The sequence below is a fragment of the Bacterioplanes sanyensis genome (genome assembly GCF_014652515.1).
Lineage (GTDB): Bacteria > Pseudomonadota > Gammaproteobacteria > Pseudomonadales > Oceanobacteraceae > Bacterioplanes > Bacterioplanes sanyensis.
The window spans coordinates 356,171-376,308 of record NZ_BMYY01000002.1 but is presented as its reverse complement, the minus strand read 5'-3'; the positions used below and the strand labels follow the sequence as shown (position 1 = coordinate 376,308).

The window sequence follows — 20,138 nt, the reverse complement described above, 5'->3', positions numbered from 1 at the left end:
AGCGTCCTTATACGCCGTATTGCATCTGTCCTAGGGTGATGGCACCAGCAATACGGATGACTATTTAGATATAGGCAAGGAAAGCTGCGCACACCATGTCAACTGGCGGATATCAGTCTGATGCACGACAACAAAGTCAACAAAGCACGGTTTCGTAGTAGCTAGGGCGCAGAATGGTTCAAGCGCTGAGTATTACTCTGTCAAAGGTCACGATGTTTTCTGCGAACAGCACCTTTTAGCGGTGCTTTCCACTCACTCTGATAACATGCAAGCTTCTGATTAAAGATCCATAAACTCAACCAATACAGTTTTTACGATAAACCCCAACACACCCAAACCCAGCGCAAAAAACAGTACAAACATGCCCCATTTGCCGGCATTGGAGCGCTTCCCCAAGTCGTAAATAATGAAAAACATAAAGCAGATCAGTGCTGGAATACCGATCATCAAGGCGAGGTTTTCAAACTCAGCGGCGTGCATATCGACTCCTCTTTGGTAGGCGCACGCATTCTACTGCGACTGTGCTCAACAAGAAACCAAAGAACGCTGAATCCCACTCATATAGTCGTTATTATTGCTATTCCATTGAGCAAACCATCTGAGACTGAGTGAACGCTACATTCGATTTCGATATCTGCATCGTTGGCGCTGGCGTCGTTGGTTTAGCCATCACCCAAGCACTAGCTCCTCACTACCGAGTGTTGCTCATTGAGCGACATTCTCGCGCTGGCGAAGAAACCAGTAGTCGTAACAGCGAGGTCATCCATGCTGGTATTTATTACCCTCATGACTCTCTGAAACAACGTTGGTGCTTGCGCGGTAAAACCCTGTTATACGAGTTTTGCCAGCGCTACCACACCCCCTTTAACAAGATTGGCAAGCTCATCGTCGCACAGTCTGAGCAGCTATCGCAGCTACAGGCACTACACCAACACGGCCAAAAGGCCGGCGTTGAACTGTATTGGTTGCAGGCTGCGGAGCTAAAGCAACGCGAGCCAGCGGTTAGTGCAGCGGCCGCATTGTACTCACCCAGCACCGGCATTATCGATAGCCATGCGTTGCTACAACAGTTGGAAGCACTGGCCGTCAATGAGGGCGCCTTAGTGCAATATCGCAGTGAGCTCATGGCAGCCCAGGCACAAGACGTCGGCTGGCAGCTGACCATAGCAACCGCAGACGGGCCGTTCGAGCTGAACTGCCATACTCTGATCAATAGCGCTGGTTTGGGGGCCCAAAGCGTGGCTCAAGCGTGTTCTGGCAACAATCAGCCCCGTCATATCCCTCCCCTTTACCCATGCCGCGGCCAGTATTTCCGCTACCACGGTCGCAACCCAGTACAGCACCTTATCTACCCTATTCCAGATGCCAATCTTACTGGGCTGGGCATTCATACCACTGTCGATTTGGCGGGACAGTTAAAGCTGGGGCCTGATACACACTATCAAAACCAGACCGATGACTATCATGTCGACGAGCATGCTCGCAGCCAGTTTGCACAAGCGGCACAGCGTTACCTACCTGATTTGGAAGAGCATCGTTTGCAGCCGGATTACAGTGGCATTCGTCCTAAGTTATCTGGACCAAGTATGCCTGCACGTGACTTTTTCCCTTGGTTCAGTGAGTTCGGTAGCCCGAATCCATTCTTACACCTGTTCGGTATCGAGAGCCCGGGCTTAACGGCTAGCCTTGCCATTGCCGAAGCTGTTACAAACTGGTTACAAACGGGAGAAAACCACTACCTAATGCCTTAAAAGTCACGAAATTTATTTATGTCACACCTCTGTCCGTGGTTCATTTGGCTCAATTAGCCCTGATTTGTTCCTTTTTGTTACGTGTGTACTACACTCAGCTTACTAAACAGAGTCATAGGCGACAGGCATACTACAAAAAGTCACCATAAAATAGGGAGATACAACAAGTTTATGGCGTGTGCCTGCTACTCTATTAACATCTGTTTAGTCAACCAGACATCCGGCAGGGAAATCGTCGAATATGAATCATCCATTGCGCGCTGAATGCATCAACCAGGAAGAACAAATCAGCACTATTTTGTCTGAACAGGTGTTAGTTCCTATCACCTGCAATCACTGCAAAATGGATACTGATGTGAGTCTTGCAATGTTGAAGCAAGCGCAACCGTTTTTGTGTGAACATTGCTACCAGGTGAACCGCCTTAGTGATGCTGAGCTGCAAGTCTTGCTCAATGTACTAGGGCGCTTCGGCTACCGCACTAGTCGCTGATAAAGTCCCGCACTAATAGCATCAAGTAGCGTTTGAGCGTGGCTTCAATAATGTCGTAGTCCGGCTCATCGCTAAGCAAAGTTCCGTATTCCAACGTCTGAAACATGCCGAGCAGGATGATGGCATCCTGTTCTGGCGACTCAGAATTAACCAACTGCAAAAACTCTACTGCCTTGTTGTAAAGTGCACGCCGATGCATTTGTGCCAGCTGGCGTATGCGCGGGTTGAGCACAGCCTCATAGCGAAACGCCTGCTCGACAATCAACATATCTCGCTCGGCGCCAGTCTGATTGGCGATGTAAGCACGTAGCTGACCAGCCAATGAGGTAACAATACGATGAGCCCCTTCTCGGGTACGCAAATCAATACTGGATACTCCCTGCAAAAAAGGCTGGTAAAACTGATCTGTAAAGTGATTGACCACTAACAGGGCCTTTTCAGTGTAGAGGGTAAAGGTATCGACGATGAGCTCATCAATATCTTTGAAATAGTAGGTGGTTGCTGCCAGCGGGACACCAGCTTCTTTCGCCACAGCACGATGCCGAATACCGCGCACACCGTCAGAGATAACGATTCTCAGCGCCGCCTCCAAAATTAGCCGCCGCCGTTGCTCACTTTTCGCGCGACTGGCTTTGCGTCCTTGGTACTGAAGTGTTTTTCCATTGGCCAAGGCGACGTTGTCAGTCACGCCCATACATTAGCTCCTGAATAGTTATTTTGTCTGACAATTATCCGCAAAGTCAGCGGAATAGAAACTGCTAACCCAGGTACATTTGTACCATTTCGTCAATGATGGTGAGTAACAAACGGATACCAAAATGCAGCGGCAAACACCTGCCGCTATTAACTGCTTCAAATACCGCTAAATAAAGCGATGGTGCCCATGAAATGGTGATTCGGCGCAGCTGGCACGGCTTCTGCTTAGGTCTGTTACAGCAGACAACTATGTAGGAAGGTGCTATGCAACTGGGTGCACTGACCAGTTATCTTCAAAACCAGCCCGCCGCTTCATCAGCTGCGCCGCAGGCGCCTGACTCGGCAACAGGCAAAGATGAGCCCAAACCCGGGGATTACCAGTTCTCAACTAGGGCGCTGATGGTCAGCGCCGTTGCTCAAGAATTCGACGTGGAAGCCATTCCGCGCGATCAACTCGGCCAATTTCAGGCGCGGTTACAGCAATACGGCTTGCTACAAGGCAGCAACTTAAACGCCATGGCCGTTATCAGTGCCGGATCACCGACCAACGACGCGGAAGCAGGAACGCCAACAAGCTCTGTCGACGCCCTCCAGCGTGTCACTGAGGCGCGCCAGCAATTTGAACTCAATCAAACCCCTTACAGCGACCGTCAGCGCATCAATCAGTTACATACCTTGCTACAAAACATGAAATCAGCGCGTGCTGGTATTTAGGCCAGCGCTGCAGCCGACCACTCTTTCAGCCAAAATACGGCGTCATCATCCGGTGTGACGGTTTCTGTAGCATCGATGGTGACTTTGGGAACGGGGGCAACCGCTTGCAGCTCATACAAACGCTCTTCCATTTTTTCGCCAGCACCGCAAAAGTTCATGTAAGAGCTATCTCCCAAGGCAATAACGCCAAAGGGCTTACCCGTTTGCAGCGGCATGGTATCGCCTAACTCGGCATAGAATGGCAATAAGTTATCGGGAATATCACCTTGGCCCGTTGTCGCTGTAACGACCAAAATGGCATCAAAATCCTGCTGGGTCAGTGCTGCCACCGACGCTTGTGAATCTAGCTGCACCTCATGACCCAAATCTTTCAGTTCTAGCGCTACTCGCTCTGCCACCGCCGTCGCGGTTCCTGTCACGCTGCCCACAGCCAAATATATCTGTTTCATAATTGCCCCATTACTGTTTGCTTGATCCCTGTTGGTCATCAGCTGAAAAATAATGCCGCAGTATAACGGTCAACTACTGCCGCGTCAGTGGTCCGAGAGCCTTTGCACAGTTCGGCGTCCGTAGGGTGTAGGTCGCGGCTTTGCTGGTGTCGTTTTCAAGGTCGAGAAGGCAGCCCAGTGAATGGCTGTTTAATTGCACAGACTATAGAACAGGCGTGTCCAGCCGAAATATACTAATGAATGCGGAAGCCTTTGCCTCAGGCCACTTTAATGGAGATTAAAATGAGCAGTGAAACCCAAGGCTTTGACCTTGAAGCTTGGCTCAACCGCTTGTTACAGCGCCTGTTCCCTATCTGGTATGCCACTCAGGCAGTCAGAGAGTTACCATTAGAAGCCATGGGACCACTTAATCCCAGCAGCCATCTGCGCTCTCACTGGCTCAGCCTCAACGACGCCATTCAAGCCGCACAAACATCCTTGGCCGATGCCGGAGAAGACTGGCAAGCCCTGCACCAATTGCTGGGACAGCTGCTGGTAGAGCAGGAAGTCAAACGCAGTTGGCTAATCAGCGCGATTCAGGGAGTCGATCAAGGGGACAGCAGCCAAGAGTGGCCATCGCTGCTGAGCTATGCCGAGAGCTGCTGCTATAACCACGAGTGGCAGACCAATGATGACTTCGAACGCTTGGTCACAACAGCCTTCCCACAATCAGAAGCCCCGCATCGGTTGGTCTATCGCGAATGGGATGGTCGCTGCTATTGGATCAATCAGGGCCATAGCGATGAGTTGGCGCTGGCGCAATTGCATGCCACCCACAAACAGCGCGACATGCATATTGATGCGCTGATGCTGGTTGAGCAAGTGAATCAAGCAGCGCTAGAAAAGCTGCGGCAAACCTACTGGGTACTGTTGATGACCCGCCGCCGTGCCTATCAGGTGTTAGACTTATTATTGCAAGCAAACTTACCCGCAGTGTTAGCCGAGTTTGAACCGCGCCGCAGTGACTTGGTCCTTCTCACTGCGGGCAAAGGCAATAAAGCCATCAACAAGATATTGCTCAGCCTAATGCACAATCGCTCAAGCCAGCAAATCATTGACTTTGGTCGATTGGTAGGACGCCAGCACTTTCCACTTCCTGCTATTGGTAAAGCTCCCACCGATGCCATCGCAGCGGGGTAAAACGGCTGTCGACTCGTGCTCACTATGGCGGCCGTTGTTGGCGGGTGCCATCCGCTGGATACCTACAGCCTCCCCCACTCTTAGGGGCGGCTATCGACTGAGCCAAGCCAGATGCTAGGCGCTTTTTTACAGCCACTTCAAGGCCACCAAATCAGGCCAGAGACGCCTTAATGATGGGTTGATTTACGACAAAACCCTGTCATGCTTGGCCAACACGGCAGCTGCCTGCGTACCACCGGTGGCGACCGTCCGACTATAACAATAAGTGGTAACAGCATGATTAGAGGTACTTGGAGCCTGACCGAGCCACTGGTGCCGGTCAACATTCCTGCGACTCTGGTTCGCGTCGGCGAAAGCAAAGGCATCGGCACAGCAGCGCTGTTGCACAACACTGGGCTAGACTGCCAAATTTTTGCCGATCCGAGCGCTCGTTTGACCTATCAGCAAGTACTGATCTTGGCAGAAAACCTGATTAAATCCTGCCCTGATGACAGCCTCGGCATGGACATCGGTGAAGCCATCAAGATTAACCAGTTCGGCATGTTAGGCTATGCCATTATGAGCTGCGCCGACATTCGCAGCGCCTTGCAACTGGGGCTTAAATATCACCCTCTGGTGGACCCGGCGTTTACCTTCGAAGTGGTCGAGCTAGAGCAGCATGCTGCTGTTCGCTTAACAACTCACATCCCCATCGACCATATCTATCGCATGTTATGCGACTTGTTTGTGGTGAACTTCACGTGTTTGGCACGTTTTTTAACTGGTCGCCAACTGCAGCCAACAGCGGTCCACCTCAACCATCCCAAGCCCAGTTATGCTGATCGCTATCAAGATTATTTTGCTTGCCCGGTGCTGTTTGATCAGCCACGTACCGAACTGGTGTTCGACAGCAGCATTCTGGATGAGCCAGTACAAATGGCCGACCAGGCCACAGCCGCCATGGCAGAGAATCAGTGTGAAGAAATTCTTGCGCGCTTAGGCCCCAAAGAAGGCATCGTCGCCAAAGTTCGACGCATCTTATTACGCAATCCCGGCCAGTTCCCGCCGGTGGATGTGGTGGCCGGCCAACTGGCCACTTCGACGCGAACGTTGAGCCGCAGTTTGCAAGAAATCGGTACCTCCTACCAGCGCATATTGGACGAAGTGCGCAAAGAAATGGCCATCGAATACTTGCGTACCTCAAGTTTACCCATCGAGGAGATTGCAGCACTGGTGGGCTACAGCGACCCGTCTAACTTTCGTAAGGCCTTTCGGCGCTGGACCCAACATGCGCCTTCTTATTACCGCGAGGATCGTCATTAGTCCTGCTAAGCAGGGCTATTCGCGCCGTCACTGGACTGTCACCCAGCTGCAAGAGAACTGTCACAGTCACAGCCGACAGTAGGGGTATATCGAATAAAGCCGGTACCCCTATGCCTCTCCCGATCAGCCGAATTAGCATTATTACCGAAACCTTTGCCCCCGAAATCAATGGCGTCGCCAACACGCTAAGCCATCTGGTCAATGGGCTGATGGAGCGCGGCGTGCAAGTGCAGGTGATCCGGCCCCGACAAGCAGGGGAAACACCGCAGACGCTCACTTCATTGCCGTGGCAAACCGTCACACTGCCCGGCTTGCCTATTCCCGGTTATCAGGGATTGCGCTTTGGTTTGCCTTGGCAAGGGCGAATTCGCAAGGCATTGCAAGACTTTCAACCCCAAGCTGTGTACGTCGCTACCGAAGGTCCGATGGGCTGGGCCGCTATTCGTGCCGCGCAAACCATTCCAGCGCCGGTCATCAGCGGTTTTCATACAAATTTCCATCAGTACATCGAGCATTACCGGCTCGGTGCCTTGGAACCTTGGGTTTACGCCTATTTGCGCCGTTTCCACAACCGCACACACGCCACACTGGTGCCAACCCACAGCCAACGCGATGAACTGGAGCAGCATGGTTTTCGCCATGTCCAAGTCATGTCTCGTGGCGTTGATAGCCAGCGCTTTCATCCCGCCAAACGCGATGCGGAACTGCGGCGGCAATGGCAAGCACGAGATGATGATCTGGTGCTGCTTTACGTAGGTCGCATCGCCAGCGAGAAAAACCTGCAACTGGCGATACGTACTTACCAACATCTAAAAGCACTGGATGAGCGCGTAAAACTGGTGTTGGTGGGAGATGGCCCGGAGTTGCACAGCCTGCGAGAGCAACATGCCGATGTTATTTGCTGTGGCATGCAAACCGGTGAGGCATTAGCGCGCCACTACGCCAGTGGCGATGTGTTTTTGTTTCCTAGCAAGACTGACACCTTTGGCAATGTCGTCACCGAGGCCATGGCCAGCGGTCTGGCAGTGGTAAGTTTCGATTACGCCGCCGCCCACCAGCATATTCGTCACGGTAGCAATGGCCTGCTAGCACCCTTTGGTGATGAGGACGCCTTTATCCAGCAAGCCAGCATTGTGCCAGACAGCCCGAACTTACTTCGCGGTTTACGACAAAACGCCCGACAACATGCCGAAGGCATCAGCTGGGACAGCATCGTCGATGACTTTCTCCAACGCTTATCACTGGCCAGTTACGAGGCAAATCACCATGCAACTGAACAAGACCGCCCTACCAAGGATCGCCCACCTGTTCAGCAAAGCGGATCGCTATGAGCTGCGCCTGTGCCAGTCACTTAATGATTACGGCAGCCATCGCGCCATTCGCTTATTTTTCAAAGGCATCAGTCGTTTAGGCGATGGGGTCTTTTGGTACAGCTTGATGCTGGCCGTTATCGCCGTTCAAGGGCTTCCGGGACTTAAAGTCGTTGGTCATATCGCCGTGTGTGGCCTGCTGTGCGTGGCAGTCTATAGCCAGTTAAAGAACCGTTTAGTACGCCAGCGCCCTTATATTTCTTGGCAGCATATTCGAGCCCACATTGCACCGCTCGATGTTTACAGCTTTCCTTCGGGCCACACCATGAACGCGGTGAACTTTGCCGTGTTGTTCAGCATTTTTGTGCCAGCACTGATTTGGCTGGTGGTGCCGTTTGCCATATTAGTGGCGTTATCGCGGGTGGTACTGGGCATGCATTACCCTACTGACGTGCTGGTTGGCGCACTGTTAGGGCTGTGCATTAGCCTAGGTTCACTGGCGCTCTGGCCAGAAGGCCTGTTTGGTTAGGGCCTGCTGGGTTAAGGGACCTCAAACAACGTCAACTGACGCTCATCGCCAGCAGCCATACGACCGCCAATGCCAAGCAAACGCACCGGTTGCTGATCGCGTTTTAAGGCTCGCGCCAACAGTACTGCAAAGCCATCGGCGCTGGCGTCTTGTTGATGGTCCGCCAATGTGGTTTGGTGAAAGTCGGCGAACTTCACCTTGACAAACGGCGCTAGCGAGCGCGCATCCACCTGCGCGTGCATCAGTCGCTGCTGCCAGCGTTGGAGCAAGTCCGGCAGCACTTCCAAGCAGGCCTCTAGGCCCGTTAAGTCATTCAGAAAAGTTTTTTCAACACTGATGGTTTTACGCACCCGCTCACTGCGTAAGGGGCGTTCGTCCAAACCGCGACAGCGCTCAAACAAGGTTGCACCGCTACGGCCAAAGCGCCGTACGAGTTCTGTCAGCGACCAGGCTTGGGCATCGGCACAGGTGTGAATACCGTGCTGCTGCAGTTTTTGCTCTAAGGCCGGCCCGACACCTGGGATGCGCCTGACCGGCAATGGCGCGACAAAAGCCGCCACATCATTGGGGCCGACCAGATACTGGCCATTGGGCTTATTCCAGTCGCTCGCCACTTTGGCCAAAAATTTGTTAACCGAAATGCCCGCCGATACCGTAATGCCTACCTGCTGCCAAATTTGGTCACGGAGCTGCTGTGCCAGCTGAGTTGCAGAGTGACGCTCATCCACTTGTAAAAACGCCTCATCAATCGAGACTTGCTCAAACTGCTCAGCGGGTGCGCGTAAAATGGCCATCACCTGAGCCGACACCTGTTTATAAACCGACATGCGTCCTGGCATAAGCACCAGATGCGGGCACAGTTTGAGCGCTTGCGCCACCGGCATGGCCGAGCGCACGCCAAATTCACGCGCTGGATAGTTGCAGGTCGAAATCACGCCACGACGCTCACGACCACCAATGGCCATGGGCACTTGCGCCAGCGCCGGATTATCGCGCATTTCTACCGCGGCAAAGAAACAGTCGCAATCGACATGAATAATCTTGCGCATAAGTCGATTAATAGCTGTATATAAAAACAGTATGGTAGCGCGTTTCTGACAACTGGGACAGTCGCCAGCAGCATGGTAGCCTTAAGCAATCCTGTAAATAGTTCGTCTGAGCAGCCCCTGCACAGTACTATTTGGAGACTCCCTAGCGTAGCCATAAGGAACGCGTCATGACGGATTTCGCCCATGCCCATAAGGCATTACTGACCAGTTTGCAATCGGGTCAGCATGAGTTTGCTACCACCTTGACCTTTATTGATCACTGGTACGAGTTTACCCCTACGGCCTTCGATAATGGCCCAGTCCACAATACCAAGTTACAAAACCAAGGCAGTTGCAAGGTGCTAGCGTTGGCTGAATTACTGCAGCTATCCGATGAACAAACCCTCCTATGCTTTGGCGAGCACTATCGTGACGTGCTAGACACGCCTGATGTCGACAATCACCACAACTTACGTCGTCTGTTACGCGATGGCCGTACCGACGTGCGGTTCGACCAGTTTCCGCTGCAAGCCAAACCGGAGGCCCTATGACAGCAGCCGCCGTTTCTCTAAAGGCCGGTAGCGTCGCTCTAACCACTCTTAGCTTCAGCCAACGCGATTTAACCGCCATAGAAGCGGAGCTGGCGCGCAAACAACAAGAAGCGCCGGCCCTGTTTTGTCGCTTACCCTGCGCCTTGGATTTAGAGCCATTGCAGCCAGGCGATGACCTCGCCAGTCTTGTCGAGCTGTGTCAAAGCTACGGTGTTTTGCCTATTGCGGTGCGCAATGCCGGCCCCGACTGGCAACCACAGCTACAAGCATTGGGTTTGGCCGATTTAGGCCGCCAGCCGGCTAAAACCTCCCACCATCAGACCAAGGCAAGACAAGTCAAAATTCACCGAGGTAATATTCGCTCCGGCCAGCAAGTATTTTCAGACGGTGATTTAATTGTGTTGGGCATGGTCAGTGCAGGCGCAGAAATTCTAGCGGCCGGCGATATTCATGTGTACGGCACCCTACGCGGGCGCGCCTTGGCAGGCGTAAAAGGCGAGCAAAATGCCGTCATTGGCTGCCAGCAATTTGATGCCGAACTGGTCGCCATTGCCGGCCAATATCGCTTATTTGATGAGGCACCGAAGCAGGCAGAAGGTGCAGTAGTCGTCACCCTTGACGCCGGTAACTTGAACATCACCCATGTTTAGGAAATACTGCCAAAAACCTGATCGCTCCCGTACCTGAAAGGAACAAACCCTTGGCCAAAGTAATTGTAATCACCTCCGGCAAAGGAGGCGTCGGCAAAACCACCACCAGCGCAGCGGTTGCAACCGCCTTGGCACTGCGTGGCCATCGCACCGTGGTGATTGATTTTGATGTGGGTCTGCGCAACCTCGATCTGGTCATGGGCTGTGAGCGCCGCGTGGTATATGACTTTGTTAACGTGGTGCAGCAAGAGGCCAATCTAAAGCAGGCACTCATTAAGGACAAAAAACTCGACAACCTATTTATTCTGCCGGCATCACAAACGCGCGATAAAGACGCCCTCACCATTGATGGCGTAGAGCGCGTACTCAACGAGCTGAAAGAAACCTTTGACTATATCGTGTGTGACTCTCCCGCTGGCATTGAACATGGCGCCCATATGGCGCTGTATTTCGCCGAAGAAGCCATTGTTGTGACCAACCCAGAGGTTTCATCAGTGCGCGACTCAGACCGAATCATCGGTATTTTGCAGAGCAAGTCTCGCATCGCCGAGCAAGGCGGCACTGTTAAAGAGCATTTACTCCTTACTCGCTACAACCCAGAACGTGTCGCACGTGGTGAGATGTTATCAGTTACCGATGTCGAAGAAATTCTGGCGGTGCCGCTACTCGGCGTTATTCCAGAATCGGAAGCCGTGTTAAAAGCGTCGAATCAGGGGGTTCCTGTGGTTCATGATAGCGATAGCGATGCTGGCCAAGCCTATGAGGATGCCGTAGCACGTTACTTGGGCGAAGATCGCCCGCACCGCTTCCTCGAACGGCAGAAAAAAGGCTTTTTGCAGCGCGTATTTGGGGGCTGATATGAGTTTAATGGATCTATTCCGCAAGGAGGAGCCCTCAACGGCCAGCGTTGCCAAGGAGCGCTTGCGGGTATTGGTGGCTCACGATCGGCTGCGTCATAACGGCCCAGATTACCTGCCCCAGTTACAGCAAGAAATTCTCGCTGTTATTCGCAAATACGTTCACATTGATGACCAAGATGTCAACGTACAATTGGAGCATCAGGGCAATACTTCGGTGTTAGAGCTCAATGTCACACTGCCGGAAGAAGCGCAGGATTAGGTCTATCTTTATAGAGTCCGCTGGCGCGGGCTTGTTGACCTTAACCGGAGTTCGCTATGTCCATCGCCCTACATCATATTTTATTGCGCAGTGAATGGCTGGCACGTGATCTACTGCAAGAGTTGCATTTAGGCGCCAACTTTGAAGATTTAGCCGTTGAGCATTCGGTCTGCCCCAGTAGCAACAATCAAGGCTTTGCTGGTTACCACGATCCCGACCAGCTACCCGTTACGCTAGCAAACGCTTTGCATCAATGGGATGGCGAGACAGTGATTATAGGGCCGATTCCCACGGACTTCGGCTTTCATTTGCTCAAGCCCACCACCTTACCCCCACGCCCGCTCATTAACGACGATGCTACTCTGAGCGAATAATCCTTATGTGCCGTGGCTGGTTCGCACTCCTGGCATGGCTGTGCCTTCTCTGGTACAGCGCTGTCGGCCATGCACACCCCACCCTGCCACAAAGAGTACTGATCCTACATTCCTACCATCAACAATTTATCTGGACTCAGCAAATCAATGACGCTGTTATTCAGCGTTTGGAAAATTACTTACCACGCGCCAACATTCATATTGAATATCTGGATGACCGTCGCTTTATTGATGATCCGACATTACGCCAACACATGGTGACGGTGCTCAACCATAAATATCAGCGTACTCCACCAGATCTAATCATTACCACCGACGACAGCGCCTTGGCTCTGGTGTTAAACGAACTATCGCCCTGGGCGGCGAATGTGCCTTTAGTATTCGGCGGTGTGAATATCCCTGAGCAGCATGATTTATCAGGCCAAGCTCAATACACAGGTGTGTACGAAGGCATGGCTATAGAAGAAAACCTAGCTTTGATTCAGCATGTTTTACCGCAAACTCGTCGCATCATTATCATTGCTGATGAGGCTTCAACATTAGGGCAATTAATGGCCAGCAAAGCCAAAGCTTTGCAAAGTGAACAGCTGGAGGTGTGGTCATATTTCACTCTATCTGAGCTTAACCAACGCCTACGCCAGCTACCCGCACAAAGTGCCGTATTATTATTGGCTTTACATAAGGACGCTCGTGGTAAATATTTTTCTTATCAAAGTTCGGTACCAGATTTAACGGCTTCCAGTCGTGCTCCTGTCTTTGCCATGTGGGGCAGTTTGATGCTCGGCCACGGAGTTGTGGGTGGCGCCATGAATGATGGAACTCGCCATGGCCATCATATAGCCGATCAAGCACTGCAGATTTTGCAAGGCAAACCAGCCAGCAATATTCCGGTACGCCAGGGTGAGTACCTGCCTGCTTTCGATTATCGCCAACTACGGCGCTTTAATATTCCAATGACTAGGCTGCCTGCTGATGCTACCTTGCTATTTGAGCCCGTTCCCTTTTTGCAGCGACACCAAACCGGCTTATTGATTTTGGCTGTGGTAGTGGTGATTTTATCGGCCATTATTTCGATATTATCCATCAATATTCGTCGTCGAGCACGGGCGGAAGAACGATGGCAGACCTTGCGCATAGAGTTGGAGCAAAAAGTAAGCGAGCGCACGGAGGAGTTAGCCGAGCGTAACCGTCAACTTTCTCAGCTCACAGACAACCTGAAACGACAAGTGAACACCGACCCGCTCACCGGCATTGCCAACCGCCGCTTGGGCAAAAAGCGGCTGCTGCGGTTGTGTGAATCCCACAGTAAAAACGATGCTCCACTGACACTGGCCATCGTCGACATCGATCACTTTAAACGCATTAACGATTTGCATGGCCATGCGGTCGGTGATTTAGCCTTGGTCGAAGTGGCCAGCTTTTTAACCGGCCATATGCGGCCCACGGATACCGTTGCACGCTGGGGCGGCGAAGAATTTTTACTACTGATGCCAGCTACCACACTGGATGAAGCCGAAGCCGTCTGTGAACGCCTGCGCAGCCTGGCACGTCAAATGGCGGTACAAGACAACCACAACATCAGCATCAGTGTTGGCGTTGCTGCTCACCAACCCGGTGAGTCCGATGAAGCCTTGCTAGAGCGCGCAGACCGATGCTTGTATTTAGCCAAATCCAACGGTCGCGATCGCGTGACCACTGAACTTGAGTTATCTCATTTGTAACCACTGTGCCAATGCCTGGTGCGCATCACTGGCATTGAGGGTCGTGACCCAATCACATCGATGACAAATCCACTGTAAGCCCTCATCACCTTGTGACCACTGCCAGCTTTGCTGATCGTCGCCATAATCGTCATCGGCCAACCATTGGCAGTCTATTGCTGCAGCGCTGGGCTCTGGGTTGATATCAACGGCGCGGCTGTCACGAGCGACGATATTTAACACCGCAAAACGCCTCGGTGCCGACAGAAAGTCGCGCTCAATTTCATACACCAAAATATGTGGCGCGATATCGTCACCGCGAGAAACCACCAGGGCATAATCGCCCTGGTGCAAAGGTAGAGGCCAACGTGAGATGTCAGGCAGAGTCATGATTCTGGTGTCGCAATTGCCAGCAAGTTAGCCAGTAAAACAAGACTGGCAACACCAGTAAAGTCAGCAACAAGGCACTGGCGGTACCACCCACCATAGGGGCGGCAATGCGGCTCATCACTTCAGAACCGGTGCCCTGCCCTAACATAACGGGCAATAAACCAATGGCAATGGTGGCGACGGTCATAGCAATAGGACGCAAGCGCTGTCCGGCGCCTTGCAATACCGCTGCGCGAACATCACTGGGCGTTAAGCGTTGCTGTCGCGCCTGCTGCTGTTCCACTTGTTGTTGCCAAGCTTGCTGCAAATACACCAGCATGATCACGCCAATTTCCACCGCCACGCCGGCTAGGGCAATAAAACCAACGCCCACCGCCACCGACAGATGAAAATCCAATGCCCACAACAACCAAACGCTGCCGACTAAGGACAAAGGCACGGTAAGCAAAATCAAAGCAACATCGCGTAACCGCTGAAAAGCCAAATACAGCAATACCGCTACGATCACTAAAGTTAACGGTACGGCTAATTGCAGCTTATTTTGCGCACGCAATAAATATTCATACTGGCCAGACCAGTTTAACGAATAGCCAGCGGGCATTTGCAGCCGTCCATCAGCCAGTGCGGTTTGCACATGCTGTTGTGCTTGCTCGACATAACGTCCCAAATCAACGCCTGCAATGTCGATAAAAACCCAGCCATTAATGCGTGCATTTTCGCTTTTTATCATGGCAGGGCCAGCAGCAATGTTAATCTCGGCAATATCCGCCAGCGCTAACAATTGACCGTTGGGCGCATAAAACATCAGCTGTTTCAGGGCTTCGGGCGAATCACGATAACGCTGCGGCAAACGTACCGATACTGGGTAACGGCGCAGACCATCAACGGCTTGTGTGACGGCTTTTCCCCCAACCGCCGTTGCCAACAGTTGCTGCGCTTGCTGCACCGTTAAGCCAAAGCGTGCCAACTGCTCACGTCGCAGACGAATATCCAAATAGCGACCACTGACCGTGCGCTCAGCGTAAACCGATGTTGTCCCGGGTACATCCATCATCAGTGCTTCTAGCTGCTGGCCTATGGCCTGAATCTGATTTAAATCATCGCCGGCTATCTTAATGCCGACCGGGGTTTTGATACCGGTGGCGAGCATATCGATGCGAGTTCGAATCGGCATGACCCAAGCATTACTTAACCCCGGAAACTGCACCTTGCGATCCAGCTCCTGTTTAATATCATCCAAAGTGACGCCATCTCGCCACTGTTCCCTTGGCTTAAGCTGAATAAAGCTCTCGATCATGGTCAAAGGTGCAGGGTCGGTAGCGCTATCGGCGCGGCCAATTTTACCCAGTACATTGGCGACTTCTGGTACTGAGCCAATCAGGCGGTCGGTTTGCTGCAATATTTGCCGCGCTTCAGCCACCGATAAGCCCGGATAGGTGGTGGGCATATACATTAAGTCGCCTTCATCCAGTGGCGGCATAAATTCCGACCCTAATTGTTTCATTGGCCACCAAGCTGACAGTGCCATAACAACCACCAGTAACAAGGTGGTTTTAGGATAATGCAATGCCTGTTTTAACACCGGTGTATAAAGTGCCGTTAATACTCGATTCAGCGGATTACTTTTTTCTGCCTTAATTGGCCCGCGCACTAAATAACCTATTAATACCGGCACTAAGGTAATGGCCAACATCGCCGCAGCAGCCATAGCATAGGTTTTGGTATAGGCTAAGGGAGCAAACAAACGCCCTTCTTGGGCTTCCAGCATAAATACCGGAATAAAACTTAAGGTAATAATCAGCAAGCTGAAAAACAGCGCCGGGCCTACTTGTTGTGCACTGCTAATTACGCCTTGCCAACGATCAGCGTCCGTTTTGGGCGGGTAGCGCTCCAGGTATTTGTGATAATTTTCAATCATCACAATGGCACCATCCACCATGGCCCCGATAGCAATGGCGATGCCCCCAAGAGACATGATATTGGCATTAATACCTTGCCAGCGCATAAACACAAAGGCCGCCAAAATCCCCAGTGGCAAACTTAATACAATCACCAATGACGAACGCAAATGAAATAAAAACAGCGCGCACACCAGCGCCACCATCACAAATTCCATGCTGAGTTTGTTCCATAAGTTATTCACCGCCCGATCGATAAGCGCAGTGCGATCGTACACTGGCACAACCTCTACGCCCTCTGGCAAAGACGATTTAAGCTGCTGCAGCTTGTCTTTTACCGCGCTAATAACGGCCCTAGCATTTTCACCCGAACGCATCACAATAATGCCGCCGACCACTTCGCCTTGGCCGCTTAGCTCGGCAATGCCACGGCGCATTTGCGGCACTTCCAACACGTCGGCAATATCACGCACCAGCACAGGTAAACCCTGATTATTATGGCTAATACCGATATTTAATAAGTCGTCGGCGGTGCGAATCAGACCATGACTGCGCAACATGTATTCTGCTTCGGCCAGCTCAACAACGGACGCCCCAGTATCCTGATTAGCCTGCTGTAATGCCGAGACCACCTCAGCCACCGACAAACCGTGGGCCATCAGCCGCTGTGGTTTGAGTCGCAATTGAAACTGGCGCTGCATACCGCCCAGAGCCGCCACTTCTGAAACTCCCGCCACGGTTTGCAGCTCGTAGCGTAAAAACCAATCTTGCAGATCGCGTAAATCCGCCAGATCATGCTGACCACTGGTGTCTTGCAGTGCATATAAATACACCCAACCAACACCACTGGCATCCGGACCTAAGGCCGGTTTTACCCCGTCAGGCAAAGCATCATTAGCTTGGTTTAAATACTCCAGCACCCGCGAACGCGCCCAATACAAGTCGGTATTGTCATCAAAAATAACGTAAACAAAGGAGTCACCAAAAAACGAATACCCACGTACGGTTTTGGCACCCGGCACCGACATTAATGCCGAGGTTAACGGGTAAGTCACCTGTTCTTGCACCACCTCGGGCGCTTGCCCTGGATACGGCGTGCGCACTATGACCTGCACATCGGATAAATCAGGAATGGCATCCACCGGTGTGGTGCGCAGCGCCTGTAGACCAATCACCACCAAAATCGCACTTAATAGCAGCACCAATACCCGTTGCTGCACCGAGGCCTCAATGATGCGCTGAATCATGCTTTGCTCCTTGATCTTTTGCTGGCTGAGCCGCGTGATTCATATTCGAATGATCCATGTTCGAATGATCCATGTTCGAATGATCCATGTTCGAGTGATCCATGTTCGAGTGATCCATGTTCGAATGATCCATGTTCGAATGATCCATGCCCGAATGATCCATGCCTGAGTGATCCTGCTTGGCGTAGCGCAATAAATCCGAATCAATCATGGATTCTGAATCAATCAGGAACTGCGCCGAGGTCACCACCACATCGTTTGCACTGAGGCCTTGCAGCACCTCCACGACTGTATGGCTGCGCCGGCCAGCCACTACAGCCACCGATTTGAAGGTATCGTCAGCCAGCCTTACCACAGCGCGCGTTTGCACACCGTCGTCAATCAATGCTTGGGCCGGAATCTGCAACACTGGCTCACTCTCAGAAACCCAACGGGCCTCAACCCAATCACCGGGCATCAAACCATGCTCGCCAGCAATACTGGCTTGAATGCGTTGCCGTCCTTGCTGGTTGGCCAGCGGCGCAAGGGAGTGCAGCTTGGTAGTTTGCCAATCGCCCGATGCACTGCGTACCTGCAACTCGGCTTGGCTCAAGTCCGTTGCCAATGCTTGGCCAGCCACCTGAACCTGGAGCCACACTCGGCTCGGGTCGGTAATGCGCAGTAAGGTCTGGCCCGGGCGAATTTGCTGCCCTAACGCCAGCGGCATATCCAACAGCAAACCCGCTTGCGGCGCTGTAATGGCTACCTGCTGCTGAATCTTGCCCGCACGGCGTACGTTTTGAATCCATTCGCTGCTCATGCCCAACGCCCGCAGGCGTTCACGCGCGCCTTTCAGCATGGCTCCGCGCGCACTCAACAGCTCCTGCTGGGCAGTCACCAACTCAGGGCTATAAATGCTCAGCAGTGGCTGACCTTCGCTGACGCCATCGCCTGCAGCATTGACCGCTAACGACTCAACCCAACCAGAAAAACGCACTTGCACCGCTTGGGTGGCTTGCGGATGCGGCAGTACTTCAGCCGCTAATAAGCGCTCGTCGCGCCAAGGTGCACGCTTAACCGGTTGCTGCGTTAGCGCCAACTGATTGGCCAACTGAGCAGAAATCTTTACGCTACCAGCGGAGTTAGAGGCCGCATCATCTGGGTAAACAGGCACTAACTCCATGCCCATCGGCGATAAGCCCGGCTGATCGCGGCGGAAGTTTGGATCCATGGGCGCCACCCAATACAAAGGCTGCGGCTCCGATGGCGCACTGTCGGCTTGGGTCGCAGTTGGAGTTACGAGTTGTGGATAAAAGCGCTGCACCGTCATGGCTAAGGCAGCTCCCACCACCATGGCTAATGTGGTGCGTACAAGGGTACGTTTTTTCATGGCAAGCGCTCCTTATTAGCGTCAGTCGATGGCCGGGCAAACGAAAGGGGTTGGGCATCAGACGACGCCTGAGCCGGTGCAATGGGATAGTTGCTGTGGAAGTAATTGAGATCGTTGCGGCTGAGCCAGATATCGCGCAATAAGGCCAACGACTGCAATTCGGCATTGCTTAGCTCCAGTGCTGATTGCACCAGTTCGGCCAGCTCGCTGCGGCCCTGACCATAGCTCGCTAAGTGCAGCTGATATTGCTGGCGCAAACTCGGCAACAGCTGTTGCTGCAGGTGCTGCCAGCGTTGCATGAAACCGCTGGCATCGGCCTGACGCGTGGCATAAGCCAAACTTAGGCTGCGCTCGCTGTCTTGCAAGGCTGCACTGTCGGCGGCTTGGCGAGCGATGGCGGCACGCACTTGGCGACTGCTGCGCTCGCCCATCGGCAAGGCCAAGGCCACACCGACGGAGGCAAAGTCACTGCGTGGCATATCGTTGTTACTGGAGCTGTTACTGCGCCAGCCGTAGCTAGCATCCAAACGCCAACGCGGCCCTTGCTGTTGCTGTTCAAAAGCCACGCGATTGGCACTACTGCGCTCAGCCAACTGTGCCAGTTGCCACTGTGGATGCTGACGCCAATCAGGCTGTTCTGCCTCGCTGTGAAACGCCTCTAATGAGCTTTGCAACGGCGCTAACTCGCCCACATCAGCTTGCAGCCAGTTAGCCAGCTGCGCCTGCAACTGTTGCTGCTGTTGGCGCAAGGTCAATAAACGCTGCTGCAAACGCTGCAGCTGCACATCAATGGCCACCACATCCTGCTGACGTGCTTGGCTGCGGCCGCTTTCATAACGCTGCAGTACCACTTGGCGTAATTGCTGCCAACTTTGCTTCTGCTCAGTCAGCTGTTGCTGCGCTTGCCACGCCCAACTGGCTTTGATCCATAAGCGTCCTACTTCGCGGCTTAGCCATAACCGCCGCAACTGTTGCTGCCACTGAGCTTGCTCGGACTGAAGCTGAAAAAACTGCTGCTGCAAGCTAAGGCTATCGCCGCGCGGCAACCACTGCTGTACACCGAGCATAACTTGCGTCATGGGCTCTTGATCTAACGCCCAATCATCCACCGGCACGTTGGCCAGTTTGAGTGACAGCATGGGGTCATCCCAGCTATCAGCGCCGTGCGCCTGTTGCAACGCCGCATCGCTGAGCGCCTGCCAGCGCTGCGCTTGAAAATCTTGTTGCAGGGCGCGGTTAAGCGCCTGCGCATAGCTCAAAGGAGCGGCCTGAGCGCTTAAAGCGCTCAGTAATAGCCAGGCGGTCGTTAGCCACCGGCTGATATTTTGAAGTGTCATCATTGGTCTCTGACCCGTTTGAACTCAAACTGAAATAAAACAAACAGGCAGGCGC

Annotated in this window: 21 protein-coding genes; 13 read left to right on the top strand and 8 right to left on the bottom strand. The window is 52.8% G+C overall.

Annotated features, from left to right (window positions below):
* Nucleotides 1–279 precede the first annotated feature (279 nt).
* Entirely contained in the window at nt 280–480 is a 201-nt protein-coding gene (locus IE090_RS04795) for a DUF2788 domain-containing protein (RefSeq protein ID WP_189387206.1), read from the bottom strand.
* 128 nt (nt 481–608) lie between these two features.
* Here IE090_RS04795 and IE090_RS04790 point away from each other — a divergent pair, with 128 nt between their 5' ends.
* On the top strand, nt 609–1,751 hold the full coding sequence (locus IE090_RS04790; protein ID WP_229815469.1) for an NAD(P)/FAD-dependent oxidoreductase: 1,143 nt from the start codon (nt 609–611) through the stop codon (nt 1,749–1,751).
* Nucleotides 1,752–2,106: 355 nt separating this feature from the next.
* The gene (locus IE090_RS17925; protein ID WP_268247112.1) at nt 2,107–2,241 is read left to right on the top strand and encodes a hypothetical protein; all 135 of its coding nucleotides are present in this window, start codon (nt 2,107–2,109) and stop codon (nt 2,239–2,241) included.
* On the opposite strand, the gene IE090_RS04785 is transcribed toward IE090_RS17925, so the two are convergent.
* Nucleotides 2,231–2,935, bottom strand: coding sequence for a TetR/AcrR family transcriptional regulator (locus IE090_RS04785; protein ID WP_189387205.1), 705 nt, complete (start codon nt 2,933–2,935; stop codon nt 2,231–2,233). The genes IE090_RS17925 and IE090_RS04785 overlap by 11 nt on opposite strands.
* A gap of 266 nt (nt 2,936–3,201) precedes the next feature.
* On the opposite strand from IE090_RS04785, the gene IE090_RS04780 reads away from it, so the two are divergent.
* Complete coding sequence (locus IE090_RS04780; protein WP_189387204.1) at nt 3,202–3,651, top strand: hypothetical protein; 450 nt, start codon at nt 3,202–3,204, stop codon at nt 3,649–3,651.
* On the opposite strand, the gene IE090_RS04775 is transcribed toward IE090_RS04780, so the two are convergent.
* The gene (locus tag IE090_RS04775; RefSeq protein WP_189387203.1) at nt 3,648–4,100 is read right to left on the bottom strand and encodes a flavodoxin domain-containing protein; all 453 of its coding nucleotides are present in this window, start codon (nt 4,098–4,100) and stop codon (nt 3,648–3,650) included. The two genes, IE090_RS04780 and IE090_RS04775, sit on opposite strands and share 4 nt — an antisense overlap.
* A gap of 282 nt (nt 4,101–4,382) precedes the next feature.
* Between IE090_RS04775 and IE090_RS04770 the strand changes: the two genes are divergently transcribed.
* From IE090_RS04770 to IE090_RS04755, 4 genes are all read left to right on the top strand, one after another.
* Nucleotides 4,383–5,279 carry a DUF6685 family protein gene (locus IE090_RS04770; RefSeq protein WP_189387202.1) on the top strand — a complete coding sequence of 299 codons (897 nt, stop codon included), beginning with the start codon at nt 4,383–4,385 and terminating at the stop codon, nt 5,277–5,279.
* A gap of 276 nt (nt 5,280–5,555) precedes the next feature.
* The gene (locus tag IE090_RS04765) at nt 5,556–6,581 is read left to right on the top strand and encodes an AraC family transcriptional regulator (RefSeq protein ID WP_189387201.1); all 1,026 of its coding nucleotides are present in this window, start codon (nt 5,556–5,558) and stop codon (nt 6,579–6,581) included.
* A gap of 110 nt (nt 6,582–6,691) precedes the next feature.
* Nucleotides 6,692–7,912: a glycosyltransferase family 4 protein gene (locus IE090_RS04760; RefSeq protein WP_189387200.1), complete on the top strand. Its 1,221-nt coding sequence runs from the start codon at nt 6,692–6,694 to the stop codon at nt 7,910–7,912.
* A complete protein-coding gene (locus IE090_RS04755; protein ID WP_189387199.1) occupies nt 7,848–8,420 on the top strand; it encodes a phosphatase PAP2 family protein in 573 nt (190 codons plus the stop codon). Before IE090_RS04760 ends, IE090_RS04755 begins: the two co-directional genes overlap by 65 nt.
* An 11-nt stretch (nt 8,421–8,431) precedes the next feature.
* Here the strand turns inward: IE090_RS04755 and dinB are convergent, their stop codons facing one another.
* Nucleotides 8,432–9,469 (bottom strand): DNA polymerase IV, encoded by a 1,038-nt coding sequence (dinB, locus tag IE090_RS04750; protein ID WP_189387198.1) that lies wholly within the window; start codon nt 9,467–9,469, stop codon nt 8,432–8,434.
* A 167-nt stretch (nt 9,470–9,636) separates the two neighbouring features.
* Between dinB and IE090_RS04745 the strand changes: the two genes are divergently transcribed.
* The 6 genes from IE090_RS04745 (at nt 9,637) to IE090_RS04720 (ending at nt 13,863) form a co-directional block, all read left to right on the top strand.
* On the top strand, nt 9,637–9,999 hold the full coding sequence (locus IE090_RS04745; RefSeq protein ID WP_189387197.1) for a HopJ type III effector protein: 363 nt from the start codon (nt 9,637–9,639) through the stop codon (nt 9,997–9,999).
* The gene (minC, locus tag IE090_RS04740; protein WP_189387196.1) at nt 9,996–10,649 is read left to right on the top strand and encodes a septum site-determining protein MinC; all 654 of its coding nucleotides are present in this window, start codon (nt 9,996–9,998) and stop codon (nt 10,647–10,649) included. The genes IE090_RS04745 and minC overlap by 4 nt, the downstream gene beginning before the upstream one ends.
* A gap of 50 nt (nt 10,650–10,699) precedes the next feature.
* Nucleotides 10,700–11,506 (top strand): septum site-determining protein MinD, encoded by an 807-nt coding sequence (gene minD, locus IE090_RS04735; protein ID WP_189387195.1) that lies wholly within the window; start codon nt 10,700–10,702, stop codon nt 11,504–11,506.
* Nucleotide 11,507: 1 nt separating this feature from the next.
* A complete protein-coding gene (gene minE, locus IE090_RS04730) occupies nt 11,508–11,768 on the top strand; it encodes a cell division topological specificity factor MinE (RefSeq protein ID WP_189387194.1) in 261 nt (86 codons plus the stop codon).
* A 56-nt stretch (nt 11,769–11,824) separates the two neighbouring features.
* Entirely contained in the window at nt 11,825–12,142 is a 318-nt protein-coding gene (locus tag IE090_RS04725; protein WP_189387193.1) for a peptidylprolyl isomerase, read from the top strand.
* A 167-nt stretch (nt 12,143–12,309) separates the two neighbouring features.
* A complete protein-coding gene (locus IE090_RS04720) occupies nt 12,310–13,863 on the top strand; it encodes a GGDEF domain-containing protein (protein ID WP_189387192.1) in 1,554 nt (517 codons plus the stop codon).
* On the opposite strand, the gene IE090_RS04715 is transcribed toward IE090_RS04720, so the two are convergent.
* Genes IE090_RS04715 through IE090_RS04700 form a run of 4 tightly spaced genes read right to left on the bottom strand, consistent with a single transcriptional unit; the run spans nt 13,849 to nt 20,086 of the window.
* On the bottom strand, nt 13,849–14,232 hold the full coding sequence (locus IE090_RS04715) for a hypothetical protein (RefSeq protein WP_189387191.1): 384 nt from the start codon (nt 14,230–14,232) through the stop codon (nt 13,849–13,851). The genes IE090_RS04720 and IE090_RS04715 overlap by 15 nt on opposite strands.
* Entirely contained in the window at nt 14,219–17,377 is a 3,159-nt protein-coding gene (locus tag IE090_RS04710; protein WP_189387190.1) for an efflux RND transporter permease subunit, read from the bottom strand. Before IE090_RS04710 ends, IE090_RS04715 begins: the two co-directional genes overlap by 14 nt.
* Nucleotides 17,358–18,746, bottom strand: coding sequence for an efflux RND transporter periplasmic adaptor subunit (locus IE090_RS04705; protein WP_189387189.1), 1,389 nt, complete (start codon nt 18,744–18,746; stop codon nt 17,358–17,360). The genes IE090_RS04710 and IE090_RS04705 overlap by 20 nt, the downstream gene beginning before the upstream one ends.
* Complete coding sequence (locus tag IE090_RS04700; RefSeq protein WP_189387188.1) at nt 18,743–20,086, bottom strand: TolC family protein; 1,344 nt, start codon at nt 20,084–20,086, stop codon at nt 18,743–18,745. The genes IE090_RS04705 and IE090_RS04700 overlap by 4 nt, the downstream gene beginning before the upstream one ends.
* Between the last annotated feature and the right edge of the window lie 52 nt (nt 20,087–20,138).

Coding starts and splice junctions, on each gene's coding strand:
- IE090_RS04710 (WP_189387190.1), bottom strand. CDS start 17,377: ATGATTCAGCGCATCATTGAGGCCTCGGTGCAGCAACGGGTATTGGTG.
- dinB (WP_189387198.1), bottom strand. CDS start 9,469: ATGCGCAAGATTATTCATGTCGATTGCGACTGTTTCTTTGCCGCGGTA.
- IE090_RS04765 (WP_189387201.1), top strand. CDS start 5,556: ATGATTAGAGGTACTTGGAGCCTGACCGAGCCACTGGTGCCGGTCAAC.
- IE090_RS04725 (WP_189387193.1), top strand. CDS start 11,825: ATGTCCATCGCCCTACATCATATTTTATTGCGCAGTGAATGGCTGGCA.
- minC (WP_189387196.1), top strand. CDS start 9,996: ATGACAGCAGCCGCCGTTTCTCTAAAGGCCGGTAGCGTCGCTCTAACC.
- IE090_RS04785 (WP_189387205.1), bottom strand. CDS start 2,935: ATGGGCGTGACTGACAACGTCGCCTTGGCCAATGGAAAAACACTTCAG.
- IE090_RS04795 (WP_189387206.1), bottom strand. CDS start 480: ATGCACGCCGCTGAGTTTGAAAACCTCGCCTTGATGATCGGTATTCCA.
- IE090_RS04700 (WP_189387188.1), bottom strand. CDS start 20,086: ATGATGACACTTCAAAATATCAGCCGGTGGCTAACGACCGCCTGGCTA.
- IE090_RS04745 (WP_189387197.1), top strand. CDS start 9,637: ATGACGGATTTCGCCCATGCCCATAAGGCATTACTGACCAGTTTGCAA.
- IE090_RS04760 (WP_189387200.1), top strand. CDS start 6,692: ATGCCTCTCCCGATCAGCCGAATTAGCATTATTACCGAAACCTTTGCC.
- IE090_RS04755 (WP_189387199.1), top strand. CDS start 7,848: ATGCAACTGAACAAGACCGCCCTACCAAGGATCGCCCACCTGTTCAGC.
- IE090_RS04780 (WP_189387204.1), top strand. CDS start 3,202: ATGCAACTGGGTGCACTGACCAGTTATCTTCAAAACCAGCCCGCCGCT.
- IE090_RS04705 (WP_189387189.1), bottom strand. CDS start 18,746: ATGAAAAAACGTACCCTTGTACGCACCACATTAGCCATGGTGGTGGGA.
- IE090_RS04715 (WP_189387191.1), bottom strand. CDS start 14,232: ATGACTCTGCCTGACATCTCACGTTGGCCTCTACCTTTGCACCAGGGC.
- IE090_RS04775 (WP_189387203.1), bottom strand. CDS start 4,100: ATGAAACAGATATATTTGGCTGTGGGCAGCGTGACAGGAACCGCGACG.
- IE090_RS04770 (WP_189387202.1), top strand. CDS start 4,383: ATGAGCAGTGAAACCCAAGGCTTTGACCTTGAAGCTTGGCTCAACCGC.
- minE (WP_189387194.1), top strand. CDS start 11,508: ATGAGTTTAATGGATCTATTCCGCAAGGAGGAGCCCTCAACGGCCAGC.